Annotated in this window: 12 protein-coding genes; 10 read left to right on the forward strand and 2 right to left on the reverse strand. The window is 49.6% G+C overall.

The genetic code is table 11. The features are described from left to right. The first annotated feature begins 24 nt into the window (after positions 1-24). From E5355_RS02775 to E5355_RS02820, 10 genes are all read left to right on the forward strand, one after another. A complete protein-coding gene (locus tag E5355_RS02775) occupies positions 25-987 on the forward strand; it encodes a site-specific integrase (RefSeq protein WP_016273094.1) in 963 nt (320 codons plus the stop codon). Between the two features lie 552 nt (positions 988-1,539). Continuing rightward, entirely contained in the window at positions 1,540-2,121 is a 582-nt protein-coding gene (locus E5355_RS02780) for a DUF3575 domain-containing protein (RefSeq protein WP_016273096.1), read from the forward strand. Positions 2,122-2,136: 15 nt separating this feature from the next. After that, entirely contained in the window at positions 2,137-3,588 is a 1,452-nt protein-coding gene (locus tag E5355_RS02785; RefSeq protein WP_016273097.1) for a DUF3868 domain-containing protein, read from the forward strand. Between the two features lie 61 nt (positions 3,589-3,649). Next, a complete protein-coding gene (locus tag E5355_RS02790) occupies positions 3,650-5,623 on the forward strand; it encodes an Mfa1 family fimbria major subunit (RefSeq protein WP_136009089.1) in 1,974 nt (657 codons plus the stop codon). Positions 5,624-5,635: 12 nt separating this feature from the next. Beyond that, positions 5,636-6,655, forward strand: coding sequence for a FimB/Mfa2 family fimbrial subunit (locus E5355_RS02795; protein ID WP_136009090.1), 1,020 nt, complete (start codon positions 5,636-5,638; stop codon positions 6,653-6,655). Between the two features lie 77 nt (positions 6,656-6,732). Beyond that, a complete protein-coding gene (locus tag E5355_RS02800; RefSeq protein ID WP_136009091.1) occupies positions 6,733-8,100 on the forward strand; it encodes a hypothetical protein in 1,368 nt (455 codons plus the stop codon). Between the two features lie 81 nt (positions 8,101-8,181). Then, positions 8,182-11,388, forward strand: a complete 3,207-nt coding sequence (locus tag E5355_RS02805) for a fimbrial protein (protein WP_136009092.1) — start codon at positions 8,182-8,184, stop codon at positions 11,386-11,388. 17 nt (positions 11,389-11,405) lie between these two features. Beyond that, positions 11,406-12,413 (forward strand): DUF5106 domain-containing protein, encoded by a 1,008-nt coding sequence (locus E5355_RS02810; protein ID WP_136009093.1) that lies wholly within the window; start codon positions 11,406-11,408, stop codon positions 12,411-12,413. After that, positions 12,373-12,579, forward strand: a complete 207-nt coding sequence (locus E5355_RS02815; RefSeq protein ID WP_136009094.1) for a hypothetical protein — start codon at positions 12,373-12,375, stop codon at positions 12,577-12,579. Before E5355_RS02810 ends, E5355_RS02815 begins: the two co-directional genes overlap by 41 nt. Positions 12,580-12,871: 292 nt before the next feature. Then, the gene (locus E5355_RS02820; protein ID WP_136009095.1) at positions 12,872-14,806 is read left to right on the forward strand and encodes an Mfa1 family fimbria major subunit; all 1,935 of its coding nucleotides are present in this window, start codon (positions 12,872-12,874) and stop codon (positions 14,804-14,806) included. A gap of 55 nt (positions 14,807-14,861) precedes the next feature. On the opposite strand, the gene E5355_RS02825 is transcribed toward E5355_RS02820, so the two are convergent. Together E5355_RS02825 and E5355_RS02830 are read right to left on the reverse strand one after the other, a co-directional pair. After that, positions 14,862-16,670 carry a hypothetical protein gene (locus E5355_RS02825; RefSeq protein WP_136009096.1) on the reverse strand — a complete coding sequence of 603 codons (1,809 nt, stop codon included), beginning with the start codon at positions 16,668-16,670 and terminating at the stop codon, positions 14,862-14,864. Between the two features lie 13 nt (positions 16,671-16,683). Further along, on the reverse strand, positions 16,684-18,570 hold the full coding sequence (locus tag E5355_RS02830) for an FISUMP domain-containing protein (RefSeq protein WP_136009097.1): 1,887 nt from the start codon (positions 18,568-18,570) through the stop codon (positions 16,684-16,686). Positions 18,571-18,868 lie beyond the last annotated feature (298 nt).

Here is an 18,868-nt window from a genome sequence, read left to right on the forward strand (position 1 = left end):
TATCCACTTTAATTTTTTTAATTCATGGCATCTATCAAGAACAAATCAAAGCTTGCCGCCACGCAAAGCAAGCAGGCAAAGAACAATGCTTCGCCCAAAGCAACCTTACAACTATTCATGCAAGAAAACATCGACCGCATGCACCGACTAGGCAAAGTGCGCACCGGCGAGACCTACACGTGTACGCTCAACAGCTTCATGCGCTTCCGTCAGGGAAAGGATGTACTTTGGAAAGATTTCGACGCAGACTTGACGGCTTCCTATGAGGCCTATCTCAAATCGACCGGAGTGAGCATGAACACCATCTCCTTCTACAACCGAATACTGCGGGCCGTGTACAACCGGGCGGTAGAGAAAGGCTTTACGAAACAAGTATTCCCTTTCAAGAATGTCTATACGGGAGTGGAGAAAACCATACGGCGAGGACTGCCCATAAAAACCATTCGCAACATCCGAAACCTGGACTTGTCACACTGCCCCTCATTGGACTATGCACGCGACATGTTTTTATTCAGCTTCTACACCCGAGGCATGTCATTTGTGGATATGGCTTACCTGAAAAAAAATGACCTGAAAAACGGAATCCTCACCTATCGACGTAAGAAAACCGGACAACGTCTTTGCATACGATGGGAACGAGATATGCAAGATATACTCGAAAAATACCACATATCCCAAGAATCACCTTATCTGCTCCCCATCATTCATAAGATAGGAAAAGAAGAAAGAAAACAGTACAATAATGCGCTACACCTCGTCAACAAAAAATTAAAATTTATCGGCAGCATATTGCAACTTTCCATACCGCTCACCATGTACGTTGCGCGCCATTCTTGGGCCACTGTGGCCAAAAGCAAAAACATTCCGCTTTCTGTCATTAGCGAAGGAATGGGACACGACTCTGAAAATACAACGCTGATATATCTGGCTTCACTTAATACAGAAATTATAGACAAAGCCAATAAGCTCATTTTAGACCTACTTTAAACATACAGAGGCAAATACATCTCTTCCCAAGAGATGTATAGTATAATAATCAATGACAACATGCTGCAAGGGCATAAGTACAAAGCCGCATTCCAATATACGTTTCGATATACAATTTCACAAATTCATGAATTCCAGATAAAAAAACAAAGAAACATTTGGATATTATCACTGTTTATCATACTTTTGCAACCCAAATCCGTCTCTTGGGAAGAGATGAAGTTTTGATTTTAACATCAGCTTGGTTCCATCTCTTGGGAAGAGATGAATCCTGAAACTACAGTCCGCAAGCGCAGACTGTAAAGAATATAGAAACTAAAAAGCACTATTACACATTGTAATTGTACAACAAAAAACAATGAATAGTAATTCTGGCAGTATCTATGTTTTTGCTGAATACTCTTCATTGCAACCACCAGCGACATATAGGCTGGGCATACGGAATTTTGTTTGATTCCTTTTAGGAATTTATTGGTAATTTGATAATTTTTCTCTATAAGTAGAAGAGATTAAGATATTAATGACACTAACAAATCTTAAATAATGGGAAAGATGACTTTAAAACTTTATGTGGTTTTGTTTTTAGGTCTTTTCAGCATGGGAGCCAAATGTCAGGAAGTGGCTCTGAAAAGTAATCTGCTATACGACGCCTTCGCTACACTGAACGCAGGCGTGGAAACGGGATTGGCAGACAGATGGACGCTCGACGTATCTGCCAACTACAACGGATGGACACTCTCGCACGACCGGAAGTGGAAACATTGGCTTCTGCAACCTGAAGCACGCTATTGGTTTTGCGACCGATGGGCAGGACACTTCGTTGGAGCACACCTGCTCGGAGGTCAATACAACGTTGGCGGGCTGAAAAACGACTTCTCTTTTCTGGGAAGCGACTTCTCCAAACTCTCTGACCGGCGTTACCAGGGATGGTTCCTGGGCGTGGGTGCGGCATACGGGTATTCCTGGATTCTGGACAAGCATTGGAACCTGGAAGCCGAAATAGGCTTCGGATATGTCTACACACGATTCGACGCCTACCCTTGCGCCAACTGCGGAACAAAGCTCGAGAAAGACAAACCGCACCACTACGTCGGTCCTACCAAGGCCGCGGTAAACCTTGTATACACATTCTAAATTCATCCGGTGGTTATGGACACTATGAACAAATTAGCTAAGAAAATGATTTTTGGCTTGTTATGCCTATGTTGCGCACTGGGAGCCGACGGCCAAACACTGACGGACGGACAGATAGCAGTACAAAACCTAGCCGTCTCAAAGCAAGAAGACAAACTATTCGTGGCGATGGACCTCGACATCTCCGCACTTAAGCAAGGAAGCAACCGTGAAGTACTGTTCACCCCTTCGCTCACCCTTAAAGACGACAGCCTCAGCCTGCCTGCCATACGCATTGCGGGGCGTAACCGTTATTACCACCACCTGCGAAACGCCTCCGACACCGAACGGCTCTATCGCAACGGCGAACGCAATCTGATAGAATACCGCGTGACGGTGCCTTATGAAAAATGGATGGGAAGAGCCCGGCTCAGCGCCACCGAAACCACTTGCGGATGTTGCGACGCCCCCTTGACCAGCACCACTACCCCTCTGAGCAAACTACGGCTGGAAAAACGCGTACCTACACCTTTCGTACCCGCGTACGCCTATATACGCCCTAAGGCCGAGCAGAAAATCAACCGGATTGAAGGTTCAGCCTACATCGACTTCCCCGTGAACCGTACCGAAATACATCCCGACTACCGACGCAACCCTGAGGAGCTGAAGAAGATTCTTTCTACCATCGATGCCGTGAAGAATGATGCAGACAGCAAGATTATCAGCATCAGCATCAAGGGATATGCCTCGCCCGAAGGATCGTACAGCAACAACATACGCCTGGCCAAGGGACGTACTGAAACCTTGAAAGAATATGTACGCAAGCAGTATGTTTTCCCCCAATCACTCTTCACCACCGGCTTCGAGCCCGAAGACTGGGAAGGACTGGAGCGCTTCGTAACCTCCTCGCAACTAAAAAACAGAGAAGGCATTCTGGCCTTAATACACAGCGACCTGGACCCTGATGCGAAAGACCGGAAAATCAAGGCAACCTATCCCGCCGACTATGCTTACCTACTGAGCGAAGTCTATCCCGGACTGCGCCATTCCGACTATGCCGTACAGTACGAGGTACGTGCCTATACAGACCTTGCGGAGATTAGGAGCCTGCTCAAGAGCCAGCCCCAGAAGCTGAGCCTGAACGAAATGTACCTCGTCGCGCAGGAGATGGAACCGGGCAGCGACGAGTATAACGCTACCTTCGCAACTGCCGTACGTATGTTCCCCGACGACCCCGTGGCAAACCTCAACGCTGCCAATACTGCCCTACGCCTCGGTGACCTGAAAGGAGCCGAAACTTATCTGGGCAAGGCGGGCGATGCTCCCGAAGCCATCTACGCACGCGGCATACACGCCGCCCTGCTGAAGGACTATGACGCAGCCCAACCACTACTGAAGCAAGCGTTACAGAAAGGAGTGGCGCAAGCGGAAGACGCGTTGCAACAGATAGAACGCATAAGACAAGAGATGGCCGAAGACGCGGAATAAAGGAGAGGAAACAACAAGAATATAACACCGAAATAAATAAACTCTTAATAAATTATACGCTATGAAAAGAAAAAACTGGAGTATTTTTTTCATTGGTATGCTGGCAATGTGTACCATTGCAGGATGCAGCGACAACGAACTGAACGGCGGCAATGAACCGGGCGTATACCCGGGACATCCCGAAGATGCCGTATACATGAATGTGAACATACAATTGCCCGTAGGAGGAAAAAACACAAGAAGTGAAACCGACTCAGACAAGGATGATGACTATGGAACCAGTACAGACGGTACGGAAGTAGGAAAGGATTACGAGAACAAGGTGAATGGCGTCTTGATTGTATTGGCGGATGCAAGCAACAACTTCATCGCTGCCGGCGAACACAACTCATTGCCGGTAGTGCGTGAAGGAATCGTCAACACAACCCAGAAAATCAATAAATCCGCATTGGCCGCTTACTATGGCAACGGGACACTTGGAGCAGGAAAAGACCAAGTCAATCTTTATGTATTCTGCAATCCGACAATGGAGTTGAAACAAATCTTCGAAAAGTCCGGTACCGACAACAAATGGATTGACGAGATTGCCACTCTTGAAGAAGAACCTAACGGAACTGCTACAGGAGCAGCTGTCTGGGGAGGAAACGACCACAAGGCAGGCTTCCTGATGGCCACGGCAAGCAGCAAAGACATAAAAAAGTATATTCCGAAGAATTTTACCGATTGGGACAACTTTACAACTGAAAACAATGCCTTTGATTTCTCGGGCAAAAACACCTTGAGCAACGGCACCGAAATCGGAAATATCGGAAATATCCGTGTGGAACGTGTCGTGGCACGCTTCGATTTCAAAGACGGCAGTCCCAGCAAGGACCAGACATACGTCATAGCAGAAAAAGACGACAAGCCTACGCTAAAAGTCAAACTGAACAAGATGGCGTTGATTAACATGAGCAAGCATTTCTACTACCTGCGCCGTGTATCCGGTAACGGTCTGGCCGATAACGGTCTGGCCGATAACGGTCTGCCCAATAAGGTGGAAATCTGCGGAACTGAATATGACAGCGGACAAAGCTGGAACTACGTAGTAGATACCGATGCCGAACAAAAGAAGGGAGACATCAATGCAAGCTATCCTTTTGCCGACTACTTCAATTTCTGCCTCGGACACCAGGATAACAACACTTGGAGTATTGACGAGACAGCCCGCGACCAGTGGTACACCAGTCTGATTAGCGACGTTATCAAAAAAGACGAAGACAACGATGACAAATGGAACAACAACCACAGCCGAGACGGTTACCGCATCTGGCGTTATGCCACCGAGAACACCATCCCCGGCATGAACAAGCAGGAGAACGGCATCAGTACCGGCATCGTGTTTAAAGGAAAAATTCAAGTAACAACAGATGCTCCCCAAGCATTGCAAGATGCTATCAACAAGGCAACAGGCGGTTCTAATGCCGATGCCATCCTTTACGCTTACTCCAACCAACTTTATGTAAGCTGGACAGAAGTACGCGAAGCCGCACTTGACGCAACGGCAAACGAGGAATTCAAGAAAGCGGTATTCGGAACACCGAAAAATACTCCGTCGAAAACCGTCTATAGCGATGATACCAAGAGCCCCGACTACCTGTGGAACATATGGCATAATGTAAAGGGCCACAACGATGCAGCCGCCCTGTCGGCTTTCAAGGAAGTAGCCACCAACAAAGACCATCAGTTCACCCTCTACCAGTCGAGCAGGGACGAGAATGACGGTGCAGGCTACTACTGCTACTACTTCTACTGGAACCGTCACAACGACAACGGCAACAACGGTGTAATGGGCCCGATGGAGTTTGCCGTGGTTCGCAACAACGTGTACAAACTGTCTGTTGTCGACATCAACCGCCTTGGTCATCCGCGCCTTAGCGAAAACGACCCCGACCCCGTCGACCCCGGAACTCCGGACGAGAAGGGCGACATCTACCTGAAGCTCTCTGTCGAGGTGCTTCCTTGGGTGGTTCGCATAAACGACATTGAATTCTAAAAAACAACAAGTATGCAAAGCAATAAGCGAAATAGATTTTCAAGGTTCGCAGGCAGGGTGCTCGTCGCCCTGCTGGCAGCCGTTGCCTTATCCTCGTGCGAGCGCATCTTTGAAGACCTCGACCCGTGTCTCCACGGCGTATCGCTGCGCTTCGTCTACGACTACAATATGGAGTACGCCAATGCGTTCCCCAACCAAGTGGACTGCCTCACCCTCTATATCTACGACGAGAACGACGACTACGTAGATACCAGGATTGTAACCGGAACAGAACTGCAAGACGAGAACTACCGGATGAAGCTTGACCTGCCCGACGGCAAATACCATTTTGTGGCATATGGAGGAATCGCATGCGAAAAGAGTTCTTTCACCGTAAACACAAGTACCAAGCGCACCGAGCTCAGGACCCGACTGAACGCCGACTGCCTCAGCCTGCCCGAACGGAAATTGCTGCACGATATGTTCTGGGGAGAACTCACCATGGAAACGGCCGAGTCTTACAACGAAGGCACGGTAAAGATGATGAAGAACACCAACGGCATACGCATCGTGCTGCAGCAAGTGGCGGGAGGCATTGTCAAAGCCGAGGATTTCGACTTCGAGATTACGGACGACAACACCCTCTTCAACTACGACAACGACCTGCTGCCGGTGGCCGACGTCACCTACACCCCGTGGGTGAAAGGACAGGCACGGACAGGGTCATCCGTCATAGTGCCCGGAGTAGCGCCCGAACCCATCGAAGTGGCATATGCCGAACTGAGCGTGCCGCGCCTGATGGCCAGGAATTCTCCCAGGCTGGTAGTGAAACGGCATGCCGACAAAGCGACCGTGATAGACATCCCCCTCAACAAATACCTGCTGCTGATGCAGAGCGACCGCTACGACATGGACGACCAAGAGTATCTGGACCGCGAAAGCCGCTGGACACTCTTCTTCTTCCTGAAGAACAACGACGGCAACGACAGCTGGTTGAATACATGTATTGTGGTAAACGATTGGGTGGTACGCATCAATGACGTGGAACTGTAACAACTGCAACATGCGTGGCACATAAAAACCGGACTACCCGGCAAACGACTTTCAACAAACCAAGAACAGCTTTTCAAATGGAATTGAAGCATCGACATATCATCGGAATCTGCCTCCTCTGCGGCCTACTGGGAGCTACTTCGTGCAACGACGAATCCATCGTGCAGCAGCCACCCGCCGAGGAAGACAATACCGTGTATCTGGCCTTCCACACAGCCGTAGTGGGAGCCTCTACACGTGCCGACGGCACCCCCGATGACGAAAATATCAATCAATTGCGAATCGTCATCGCTTCGAAGGCGAGCGACGATACGGACGGCGCAAGCACATGGGAGGTGGAAGAAAACCGGCTCATCACCGAGACAAACATACAACTCTCGGACGAGTACACTTTCCGGGTGAAAGCCGGCTGCCAGAAACGTATCTACCTGCTGGCCAACTGCAACGGACTGGAGGACACGAACGGCAATTTGCTAGACTTCACAAGCACCCGTGCATTCTTGCCCGACGCAAATGGGAAAGCACCCGTAGACGGCTATGTCTTCGGACTGGGAGACAAAGACGGCGGCTACCAATATGCCACAGCCCTCGAAGCGGGAAACGGCATACCGATGACGTCGGTCTACGAAATAACTATTCCCCAAAAAGACGAGGCGAACGAAAAGGACTTCGCAAACGGCTTTTACCAAGGCATGCCCGAAGTGCTGTACGTGGTGCGCGCCGCCACCAAGTTCTCCTTCGCATTCGGCAAAACCGCGAAACGGACCATCAACGTGACCGGATTCAGCCTGAAGAAAGCCATCAAAGACCGGATGTATCTGATGCCGCATGTCAACAAAGATGCAGACGGAAAATACTGGGTGGCAAATACCGGGGACGAGGATAATCCTTCCAAAGCGATATTGCCCGGAGAAGGTACCGCCCACGACTGGATAACATGGATGGTGGCGGAATCGGAAAAGGCGGAAAGCGAAGCGACCCAATATCAATGGCTGACCGACTACGAAGTGCCGCAGCCCGAAGAAGGAGAAAAGGACGGAAATTTCGACTATTCATTCAGCAAGGCCATAGAGGTATCTGCCCTCAAAGCAGGAGAAGAAGCAAAATTCACCACACCCGTCTACCTGCCCGAAAGCGACGGCACATTGGCACAAGGCAAGGACTCAAAGCTGAAACTGCAGGAGTACGAAGTGACCATCCACACGGAAGAGGGCTTTGATGAAGAGACGACTGCTCCGGACAGCCCTAAAGTGGCAAGAAGCTACACCGCCACATTGCCGAATCTGGCCTCGCTCTTCCGCAACACGCATGTCAAGGTAAAGGTGAATTTCAAGAATCTTTCCGAGGCGGAATTGAATTTGGAAGTGGATGTAGAACCTTATTGGGAAGTAGTGCTCGACCCCGTATTCGGACTGGACGAGAAAGACGACTCGAAGAAACGCTAAACACCGAAGGAGCCTCCCCCCCGAAAAAACACACCGGAAGGCTTCATTCTTAAATATACATACAAAAAAACAGCAACGGATATGAAACGCAACTTTTTGACCTACATACTTTTGTGCATATTGCTCCTCGGCAGTGCCGCCTGCCAGGACGACCCGCTCTACAACGGCGGCGAGACAGGCGAAGGCGAAAGCCTCGTCAGCGCAACCGTGAAGTTCAAGCCCCTTACTCCTGCATTGAATGGAAATACGCGTACGGCAGGGAATGTGATAAAGAGTATCGGGAACTTGTGCGTGTTGCTGTATAATGAAAAGGGAGAGTTGCTGAAGACATATCCGCTTACCGAAGGAACAGGCGAAGGGCAATATCAATTGGAAGATAAAGACAGACCGGATAATAATCCCGACTCGAATCTTCCTCCCGCCGAAGCACAGACGCCCCATGCCGACTTCAAACTGAAAATCCCCTACGGACGCTATCGGATTTATGCGGTGGCCAACATGAAGGACTTGCTTACGAATGAAACATATTCCAAAGCCATAGAAACTGCCGACGGCCTGAAAAGCATTTCCCTCCAATGGGATAAGGATGAAGTAGCCAACAACAACCAGATGTTCGGCTATTTCACCGTTACAGGAAGCGAGCAGAACAATGAAGTGGCAGTTATAAACCGGCCATCCGTCAATTTGCACGCCTGGATACGCCGTGCCGCTTCCAAAGTAACCATTGCATACGACGGTTCCGACCTTCACGAGAATGTATATATCTACCTCAAGTCGGTTACCATCAAGGACATACCGACGCAATGCTATTTAGGCAAGGAGAGCACCATCAACCGGAATCCTAATGATGACATTGAAGATTATGGAGACCTTATAGCAGATGGCGAAAGCATTACGTATGCCGAAGGAACAAGCTACGATGAACATTGGCCGGCACGTATCACGAAAGGTAAACCGTATTATTACTACATCGACAACGACAAAAAAGGAGTCTCTGTAGCGAAAGCGGAATATGACAGCGAGAAAGCGAAGTATGCCAAACTGGCTCATGGAGAAACCAACGAAGCACTCTTCTTCTATGAAAACATGCAGGGAGAAGGAAAAGACAAACGACAGGACGCAGACGGTGATAAAGAACTGGATGCACCGGGACTTCCTGGCGATGAGACCTATGTAAACAAAGACGATAAGCCCTACGGTACATACATCGAAGTAAAAGCATACTATATCTCCAATGCCGACGGCCGGGTGGGCAGCGGTGATATCATTTACCGCTTCATGCTGGGCAAGGACGTCTATAAAGACTACAACGCAGAGCGTAACCACCACTACAAACTGACACTGAAGTTCAACAAATATGCCAACGACGTGGACTGGCACATCGAATACGAAGAAAAGAAACCGGGTATCGAAGTACCCAATCCCTATTACATCTCTTATCTGTATAACAGAACCATGGATTTGCCTATAAAAATTAATACAGGAGGTGGAAAACTGGTATCTCTGGAAGCGAACATCCTCACCAACAACTGGGGACCTCGCGATGCATATACCGGCAAAAATGACCAGCTGGACTATGCATATTGGTATGATTATGACGTAACATCAAGAGAAGATTATACAGGCAAAAATAAAGAAAATACCAACCAGCCATGGAACGGTTTTCTATCCCTTCGCAAAACGAAGTACAAGATTTTAACAAATGTCAAATCTGAAAGTAATGACAAAGCCACATTCTATATAACGGACAACAAGCAGTATTATGATGAACATAGGATTGGTACTCGCACCTATCTTGAAAACAGTCAAGAAATTGAGAATGATGACAAAGATGGAAAATTTAAAATTGAGCCTAACGAAGCAGAACAAACTATAAATGTAGCCATCCCGTTTTATACGCGTGCCAAACAGATGATTATCACAACCGGATACACCGGAAATAATCCTTATGTGGCTTACCAACGTCGGGCTACAGTAGAAATCAAAGCAATATTGGAAATGCCGGGAGAAAGAGAGAATGCAACTTTAGTAGATACTGTAGAAATATTGCAAGTAAGACGGATTGTCAATCCTAAAGGCATTTACAGAAAGCATGATAACAATACCTCTTTTCACGTAAAATTGCTCAGACTACCCCGGGAAAATGACACACAGTTTGTAGAATTCACATCCGAAGGACCATGGAAGGCAGAAATTGTAGAAGGGGGTACCCCTGGTTTTATCAACCTGAATGGAAGCACACTGGTGGAGGGCAATACGGGAACGCCCATTGACTTCATGGTGAACTTTGAAGGTAATTGCAATGAAAACCAAAATCGATATGCCGTGATTAGAGTACACTACCACAACTACACTTGTCAACACTTGATATTTGTTCGGCAAGGAGATGCTCCGGACGCATTGCTGGAAGGTGGAACCAAATGGCATGCCCACAACTTGGTAACAGCTTCAAGTGAAGCCGAATCACCATTAGATGAAGGTTCGTTGTTCAAATTGGGAAACATGGCACAACCGATTGCGGCAAAGAGCCAAGTGAATGAGAAGGTGCCATGGATTGATGTAACACCTGAATCATTTACGCAAGATAATCCACAGTTAGAAATTGTAGGAGGTGATGCAACTGAATGGAATGGTATCCGTACAGTTGACGCAACAAAATTTACATCAACCCAATCTATATGGAAAAATGGAGGGAATCTTGGAGAGTTTCAATTAAAAAAAGCGCGAATTGCCGAATATAAAGACTTTTATGCTTTATTTGATTCTGATGAAATAGAACAAGGATATGGAGTATTGTATGGTGATGAAGCTACAGAAACCGCTACTGATATCCAACAAGCATATAGATACAGAGCTGGAATTGATACTAATGGATACGGAATGCGAGGTTGCTTCGTTTATAATAAAAAAACATGCAAAAATCTCTTTTTCCCAATAGGTGCTTCAGGTTATGGACATCGTAAGCGAGGGGATAATATCAATAGTCCATACAATTTGCAGAGGAATGGAATACTTCGCTATTCATCCGATCGATTTGAGAGATATCCCGAGAACGGGAGTCAAACAGGTGAACAATTAAAACTTAAACCACTGTTTTATGACTTGTATATGCGACCCGGTGCTATTTATTGGTTTGATAGACAAACAAATATATCAGGAGTCGGTGAGGTCATAGCCTGGGATATCAACTATTTCACTTTTGATTTTGATTACATGTCAAAGCAAAGGGTCACTCATATAAACAAGTGGCACAATGATGCTTGTTTCATCCGTTGCGTAGAAGATTAATCATCCCCTACCACCCGATGAAAACAAGCCATAAAATATTTCCGCTGCTATGCCTCCTGCTTGCCGCCACCAGCGGCATCAGGAGCGCACGGCAGTCCTCCCAATCGCAGCTGCGGGCAGCTTCTGCAACAAGTATCGCCCCCGATACCCTCGCCCCGGACCTGCCCCTGCCTGCCATCCCCGCAAGCCTGCGCACTCCCCACGAACGCGCCTCCTACCTCTTGGCACACTTCTGGGACGGCATGTCCTTCGCCGACACCCTGCGCAGCCGCAATCCCGGCTTCATGGAACAGAACCTCGTCAACTACCTCTCCCTCTTCCCCCATGCGCCCGCCGAAGCCCGCACCCGAGCTGTGCACCTGCTGATGCAGCGCGCCGAAGCCGACAAACCCGCCTACCTGCTGCTGGCCGAACTGGCCGAGAAGTACCTCTATGCCACCGGTTCGCCCATGCAGAGCGAAGAGCACTTCATCCCCTTTCTGGAAGAAACAGCCCGCACCCCCCTGCTGGACGAAACCGAGAAGTCGCGCCCCCGCTTCCTGCTCGCCGCCGCCCTGAAGAACCGCCCCGGCACCACGGCCGCTGACTTCACCTACCACACTCCGGAGGGAAACCTACAGACGCTGCACGCCACCCCCTCCGCCCCGCGCCTGCTCCTGATGTTCTATAACCCCGACTGCACCCACTGCCGCCAGGCCATCGCCCTGCTGCACGACGACGGGCTATTCAAACAGATGCTGCACGACGGCCGGCTCACCGTGCTCGCCATCAATACCGAAAACGACCATGAATCCCCGACCCGCCACGAAGCACGCCCCCGTAGCGGAAACGAACTGCCCGACGGCTGGACTGCCGGAACCGCCACCCCCACCCTCATGGACAACGAACTGTACGTGCTCCCCTCCATGCCCACCCTCTACCTGCTGGACCAAGAAAAACACGTCCTCCTGAAAGAGGCGCTGCCGGAACAAGTCCTTGCACGCCTTGCGGAAGATAACCGGAATCACCCCCGCCACAAAGAGTGATTTCACCCCTGCACAGCCTTCACCTGCCACGACTTTCGCCCTGTTCATCGGCCTTTCCGGTGAAACCTCCCTTTTCCTGCGAAAAAAGGGAACAGCATCCCCGGACGCTTTCACGCAAGCGAACGACCAAGGTCGTTCGTTCGGCCGGCCTCCGTTGTTCGATTGAACGACCCGTGCTGTTCAAGTGAACGACCCGGGTCGTTCACTTGCAAGCGGCCGACCGTTCCGAAGATTGCAGCAATGTGCGCCTCGCTCATCCGCCTACTTGTGCCCGAAGCGACATGGCGACGGGCAGCCCCCCGACTGGCAGAAGAAGAAGAGATTGAGAATTTATAAAGCAGAACGATAGTGCCAAACTGATGTTAATTCATGAAAATCAGAAAAAAAATAGTTAAAAATTGGAATACATTGTCGTTTGTCTTATTTTTGTATGCCGAAATTCTTAATAACTTTATGCTATGACAAAGAGCAAACGGAACATTTTTTTTATCAGCATACTGGTAATTTTCATCATTGCAGGTTGCGGCAACCCCACTGACAAAAAAGCAGGCGTAAAAACGGATGTAAAGCCGGAAAAGTCGAAAGACGTGGTGTACGTAAATGTGCAGGTGCAACTGCCTACAGCGAATATCAATGCGGACAACGAAAACAATAAGGCCGACAGCAACGGCAGTACAGGCAACACCGCGACAAAAGAACACGAGAACCGGGTGAACAGCATCCTGCTTGTGCTGGCCGACAAAGACGACAAATTCATTGCCTGCGGTGAACAAGTATCGTTGACAGCCCTCAACAAAGCCAAAGGCACCATCGGCACCGTCCAGAAAATAGACAAAGCCGCACTGGCTGCCTACTACAAGCCCGACGGTATGCTGGATGAAGGAAAAGACAGGATTCATATCTATGCCTTCTGCAACCCGACAAACGAATTAAGAGACCTCTTCAAGGAGCACTTCATGCTGAAAGAATGGATACACAAAACCGAAAACATCACTGAAGACGCCAATGGCAACATAATAAGAGGAGAAACCGTGTGGGGAGGAAAAGACCATCAGCATGGATTCCTGATGTCTACCGCAGACAGAGCAAGCATCGAAAAGAACATACCCCGAAAAATGGAGCATTGGGAAAAACATACCCAAAAGAACACCCCCTTCAACTTCTCCGGCACGAACCGCCAAGGCCCTGAACAGAAAGAGATAAACAACAAAGGCAATATCTGGGTGGAACGCGCCGTGGCACGTATCGACTTCAAAGACGGAAGCAGAAACGGAGACCAGACCTACGTGCTGGGAAATGACGAAGCCAATGCCACCCTGAAGGTGAAACTGACCAAAATGGCGCTGGTGAACATGAGCCGCGACTTCTACTACCTGCGACGCGTGTCGGACGACGGTACCAATGCCGATGCACTGATTTGCGGAACGGAATATAGACACGGCCCCCAGACCAACTATGTGGTAGACACGGACGCTGCCATAAAAAAAGGAATTACCCGGAACATCGATAAAGGTTATCCGTTCAAGGACTACTTCAACTTCTGCCTCGGCAACTACGAAGGAGGCAACTGGCACATCGATGCCACCGCGCGCAGCCAATGGTACACCTCGCTGATTTCAAAAGTCATCAAGAACAACGGAAAAGACTACCACACGTGGCGCTATGTGACCGAAAACACCATTCCCGGCATAGAAATGCAGCAGAACGGCATCACCACCGGCATCGTGCTCAAAGGGCAAATCATGGCAACCGACAAAGCCTCCCGGAAATTGCAGGATGCCATTGCAAACGCCAAGGGGAATCCGGCCAAAGACCCCATTCTTTATTTCTACGCCAATACGCTCTACGTGACATGGGAAGAGGTACGCGAAAAGGCATTTCTGACAGAAGAGACCGGCACATTCTATAAAGCCGTATTCGGAAACACCCCAAAGAACCGTCTCGCCATAAAAAGCAACGGACAAGCAGCCGTCTACAGTGCGGACAAGACCAGTCCGGACTATTTGTGGCAAAAATGGCATGAGCAGAACATTGACAACAAGACGTTGCAGGCAGATTTCAGGAAAGCCGCCAAAAAGGCGCAATTCACCCTTTATCAATCGAGCACGGACGACTACGATGCGGCAGGTTATTACTGTTACTACTTCTGCTGGAGCCGCCACAACGACAATCGGAACAATAACGTGACGGGACCTATGGAGTTTGCCATAGTGCGCAACAATATTTACAAACTCTCCGTAACGGGAATCAACCGCCTGGGGCATCCGCGCATTTCAGAAAACGACCCTACTCCCATAACTCCGGACACCCCGGACGAGAAAGACAGCCACTACCTCACACTGTCCGTCGAAGTAACCCCTTGGAGAGGTGCATTGACCACCCGGCCTGACTGATATAAAAAATGGCAAAAAAAAAGAGGGTTTTGACATACCCTCTTTTTTTGTCACATTACATAGGCAGATTCTCTACCTGCTCTTTTGAACATACCGGCAATTTGCCCTCTTGCCCCATGGCCACAAAAACCGTAGCACAAAGCACTGTCCACTGATTGCCGTATGTCATCGTACTGCTATGACTGTAGCCCAAGCAATGCCCATACTCGTGAAACATAGCCTGGCGGGGATAACTATGCGGATGAGACCCCGGCGCCGTGGCATCAAAGTAGACACCCTTATAACAATAATCGGCCAGACCATAAGTATTGCCTCCACCCAGGCCGCCTACTCCGACCACACGTCCCAGCACAAGACCACCATGACTGCGGATTCTTTGTCGTAAGGCATCCAGATTTATCGGTTTTCCTCCATTGTCCTTCAGCTTTCCCTCGTATGCATTCATCTCCACATTGAACTCTTCGGAAGCAAACATGAAAGCCATGTTGAGCGCCAACGCCACTCCGTGACGGCAAAGCAAGGGGTCCATGTGCCGCCAATAAGCATGCCCCTTATCGGCCGAATAAGCGGAAAAGCGGATAAACCACCGGCTGTCTATCTGCTCTATCTTTTTCATGAAGGGGTCTTCCGTACGGACAAGCAACGTCACGTCGTCATTGGAGAGTTCCGGCTGTGCCGGAACCGTTATCCGACGACCGTTCTCCGAAACAAACGTACGTTCCGAACTGACCACCGGCAAGGGGAACGATGCCTCCATAAACGGATAAATACGGTCGAAACGAGCCAACTCGAAGAATTCCGTACTCACTTTGTTGAAACGGCACAGTATCTTGACATCACTGATGCCCACCGGCGAGAAGAACTTTACAAGCAGCTGATGATTATCGGATACTGACACCTGCAACGGGGCATTCACCCGAAAGGAACGTCGATTGCTATCGTAGAACACCTCGCGCGGCTCGTCGGCCAGAAACATGGTATCCGCCCGGAACCGGGAGAAATCTTCCTCGCGTACATAGAGCAAGCCTTCGCCACTTTCGGGATGGCGGTAATCGATGCGGATATGCGACACGCGTCCGGCTTCTACCTTGCAATCACCGAAGCGATAAACCTGCACAAAAGAGGTTCCGTCGCTACGCTCCGACTCAATCGTTATACGTCCGGAAAGCGCCTCCCGGCCGGGCAACGAGTAAAATGAACGGCGCTGCGTGACATCGTACGCGTCCACTCCTCCGGCACCTGCGTACTCGCCGTCAGCCTGAATGCCGGTATATACTCCTTGGGCATCATCGAAAGAGACCGCTATGTGGCGGATAAAACGCCACATATATTCGGACGACACGTCCAGGTCAACATCCACCCTGCCCACACAAGGTTCCAGACAGACGGTCTGCATCACCGGAGCCTGCTCCCTGCCGATATGCAACGCTATCTTCTTATAAAACCACGCCTCATCAAGCGGTGCCTTCTCCTCGCTATTCACCAACCAGGCGTCCGACAGCAGGGCCGGCTCGTCAACCGCAAACTCCGATTCCGGATGAGTCGTAGCAAGAAACACCACGGTATAGTCACCATGCCCCAGCCCTTCGATGGTCAGTTTGGAAAAGTCGGCTTCCAGCTTCTGATACAACGGCTTGATTACTTCGCCCCGTTCATCGGCTATGGCATACCACATACGGGCTATCGGTTCCGGCTGTTCGCTGCGGGTGCGCACCCCGGCAGTGACATCTGCCTGCAAGCCGAGCCGGAAGGTCACCTGCCCTGCGCCAACCGGCTCAGCGCTGTCGAAGCCAAGCCCTTCCGAGGAGCAGTTGGCCATCAACGGCAGCAGTCCCAAAAGCATTATAATTCTTATAATCTTCATGTCCTGCCCTCCTTTATTTCTTTACACAACGCAAGGACGCGAACGCCTCCATCTGCAATCGCTGTTCGGCAATGACGGTCGAATCTTTTCCCTCGAACCGCATCCAATAGGCCCAGGCATATCCTCCGGGACATCCGTCGCGCTGGCTGGTCCACAATATGGCTCGTTTTCCGAAAGCGGGATTGTTGGTAGTCGATTTGTCGCCCTTCCCGCCTGCCAAAGGTATGATGAGGTAACGGCCGGTATCTTCCGAAGTAAACTTCACGTAATGCTGCGTGCCGGTGACACCGGTAGGAGTCACCAACGTACCTTCTCCCACATGGAGCGTGGCGGTAATCCGCTCTCCGTTTCCTGCCGTATAAGTACCGGGAATTTCCTGACCTTTAGGGAACAAAGAGTTCAGTTCGTTGCGGGTAGGCACTCTATATCCTTCGGGACAAGGCATGTGCGAATCGTTCTGCCAAGGCATGTCGGCAGTCTGGTTGCCCAAGTTGTTGGAAGGGTTATATCCCTGCCAAGGCACATACATATACTTGCGGCCGCACTGGAACAGACCGCCGACCGTATTAATCCAGCTGGTGCGGTACATGTCTTCCACCGTGACACCGTCCAACGGATAAATCTGGTCTTCGAGGTCGCGGCTGCGCGCGTTGAAGGCCATCCACACGTTTCCAGCCATCTCTACCGTTTCAATCTGCTTGTCGCTCGGAGCCACGCGCACTTCCACGAAATCGTAGGAACCGGTCATGAGCGCATTCTTCAGGTGCACCATGAACGAATAGCCCAACCGTCCGCTGCCTTGCGCCGGAACAGATACGCTGAAGGAAGAGACAATCCCTTCGGCCTCTTCGCTTACCGTCATGTCGGTCAGCATCACGCCATCCACAACTCCTTCGGCAGACGCAATGTCTATCCGGGTGTCGGCAAGAAACGCCAGTTGCATGCCATCGACTCCCGTCATAGGCACCTCTACAATGTTGTTCTCATAGTCTACCGATACTCCCTCGGGTATGACCGACCGGGAGGCATCCAACAGAATTCGATGGTCTGCGTCGGGCTTGCCGGTCACCGTTTCGCCCTCTTCCCAAGGCTTGATTTCGAAAATTCCTTCCACTGTAGCCCCTACGTTAAGTACCGACAATTCATACACTTTGTTGCGTTCTATACGCGGCAACTCCATTTTCAGTCTGATGGGAATCCCATCATACGCACCACGCAAAACGATATGGACCGGATGTAGGCTTTCAAAAATATGGAACACATTCGGCTGTTCCCCTCCAAATGCCGGTTCAAACGTCTTCACATATTTCACCGTCTTGTCCGACACGGCAACGCCTTCCTGAAACGGAAAAGTTTCGGCCGGGGCATCTTCCACTATAATCTCCTCAATCCGTATCTTATCATCGGACGTAGTATTCAAGTCGATACGGGCCACACCACGTTTCATGGCCACACTGACCTCCGGATTACTGCGTGTCTCGGCACCATTTTCCAATTGAACCACCGCCGACATGAAGTCCGGAGCGGAATTATCATGAAGTCCTTCGCCAATGGCCATATTACACAACTCTTCTTCGGTAAGGCTCTCTTCCTGAACAGGCAACTGCACTTCCGAAAGAAAATATAGCCGCGACCCGCTGAGCGCGGAGATGCTGGATGTACCGTCTTGTTTCGGATTCAGCAACTGCGTCCTGTATAGAATGCCGTCACTAAACTGAAAAACAGACACTTCACGTAGTTCTCCAAAGGAATCTTCTCCCGAGGCAGTGATACTTTTCACTACCAATGAATAAGTTTGCTGCCCGCTATCCTCTCCGGACGGTGCGTCATCCGAGCAAGCGCCCCCAAATAATATTCCGCACAAAAGGAGGACACTGATTTTCTTACAAAAAATGTTCATAATACCAATTGAATTTATATAAAAACAAAAATGTCTCCAATACAATTTTCAAAAGCGGGTGCAAAAATATAACTTTTTTCAGGATGAAAAATATCTTCCTCATCTTTTTATTACAATCCGCCAACTCCCTTTTTCACCTCCTCTCGTCACTGCACACACCTGCCGGATAATTGAAAGAAAAACTCAACAATACAATCCACGGGAGTCTTATGATGATGTAGCCCTCCCCCGGTCTGCTCTTTCCTGCATGATATTTTTTGATTATCCAAGAAATATCATGTACTTTTGCACAAGTTAG

Source organism: Bacteroides muris (ex Afrizal et al. 2022), from assembly GCF_004793475.1.
GTDB classification, from domain to species: Bacteria; Bacteroidota; Bacteroidia; order Bacteroidales; family Bacteroidaceae; genus Bacteroides; species Bacteroides muris.

What these genes read in the sequence shown, in the direction of transcription:
- E5355_RS02775 (WP_016273094.1), top strand. Translation starts at nt 25, where the DNA reads ATGGCATCTATCAAGAACAAATCAAAGCTTGCCGCCACGCAAAGCAAG.
- E5355_RS02780 (WP_016273096.1), top strand. Translation starts at nt 1,540, where the DNA reads ATGACTTTAAAACTTTATGTGGTTTTGTTTTTAGGTCTTTTCAGCATG.
- E5355_RS02785 (WP_016273097.1), top strand. Translation starts at nt 2,137, where the DNA reads ATGGACACTATGAACAAATTAGCTAAGAAAATGATTTTTGGCTTGTTA.
- E5355_RS02790 (WP_136009089.1), top strand. Translation starts at nt 3,650, where the DNA reads ATGAAAAGAAAAAACTGGAGTATTTTTTTCATTGGTATGCTGGCAATG.
- E5355_RS02795 (WP_136009090.1), top strand. Translation starts at nt 5,636, where the DNA reads ATGCAAAGCAATAAGCGAAATAGATTTTCAAGGTTCGCAGGCAGGGTG.
- E5355_RS02800 (WP_136009091.1), top strand. Translation starts at nt 6,733, where the DNA reads ATGGAATTGAAGCATCGACATATCATCGGAATCTGCCTCCTCTGCGGC.
- E5355_RS02805 (WP_136009092.1), top strand. Translation starts at nt 8,182, where the DNA reads ATGAAACGCAACTTTTTGACCTACATACTTTTGTGCATATTGCTCCTC.
- E5355_RS02810 (WP_136009093.1), top strand. Translation starts at nt 11,406, where the DNA reads ATGAAAACAAGCCATAAAATATTTCCGCTGCTATGCCTCCTGCTTGCC.
- E5355_RS02820 (WP_136009095.1), top strand. Translation starts at nt 12,872, where the DNA reads ATGACAAAGAGCAAACGGAACATTTTTTTTATCAGCATACTGGTAATT.
- E5355_RS02825 (WP_136009096.1), bottom strand. Translation starts at nt 16,670, where the DNA reads ATGAAGATTATAAGAATTATAATGCTTTTGGGACTGCTGCCGTTGATG.
- E5355_RS02830 (WP_136009097.1), bottom strand. Translation starts at nt 18,570, where the DNA reads ATGAACATTTTTTGTAAGAAAATCAGTGTCCTCCTTTTGTGCGGAATA.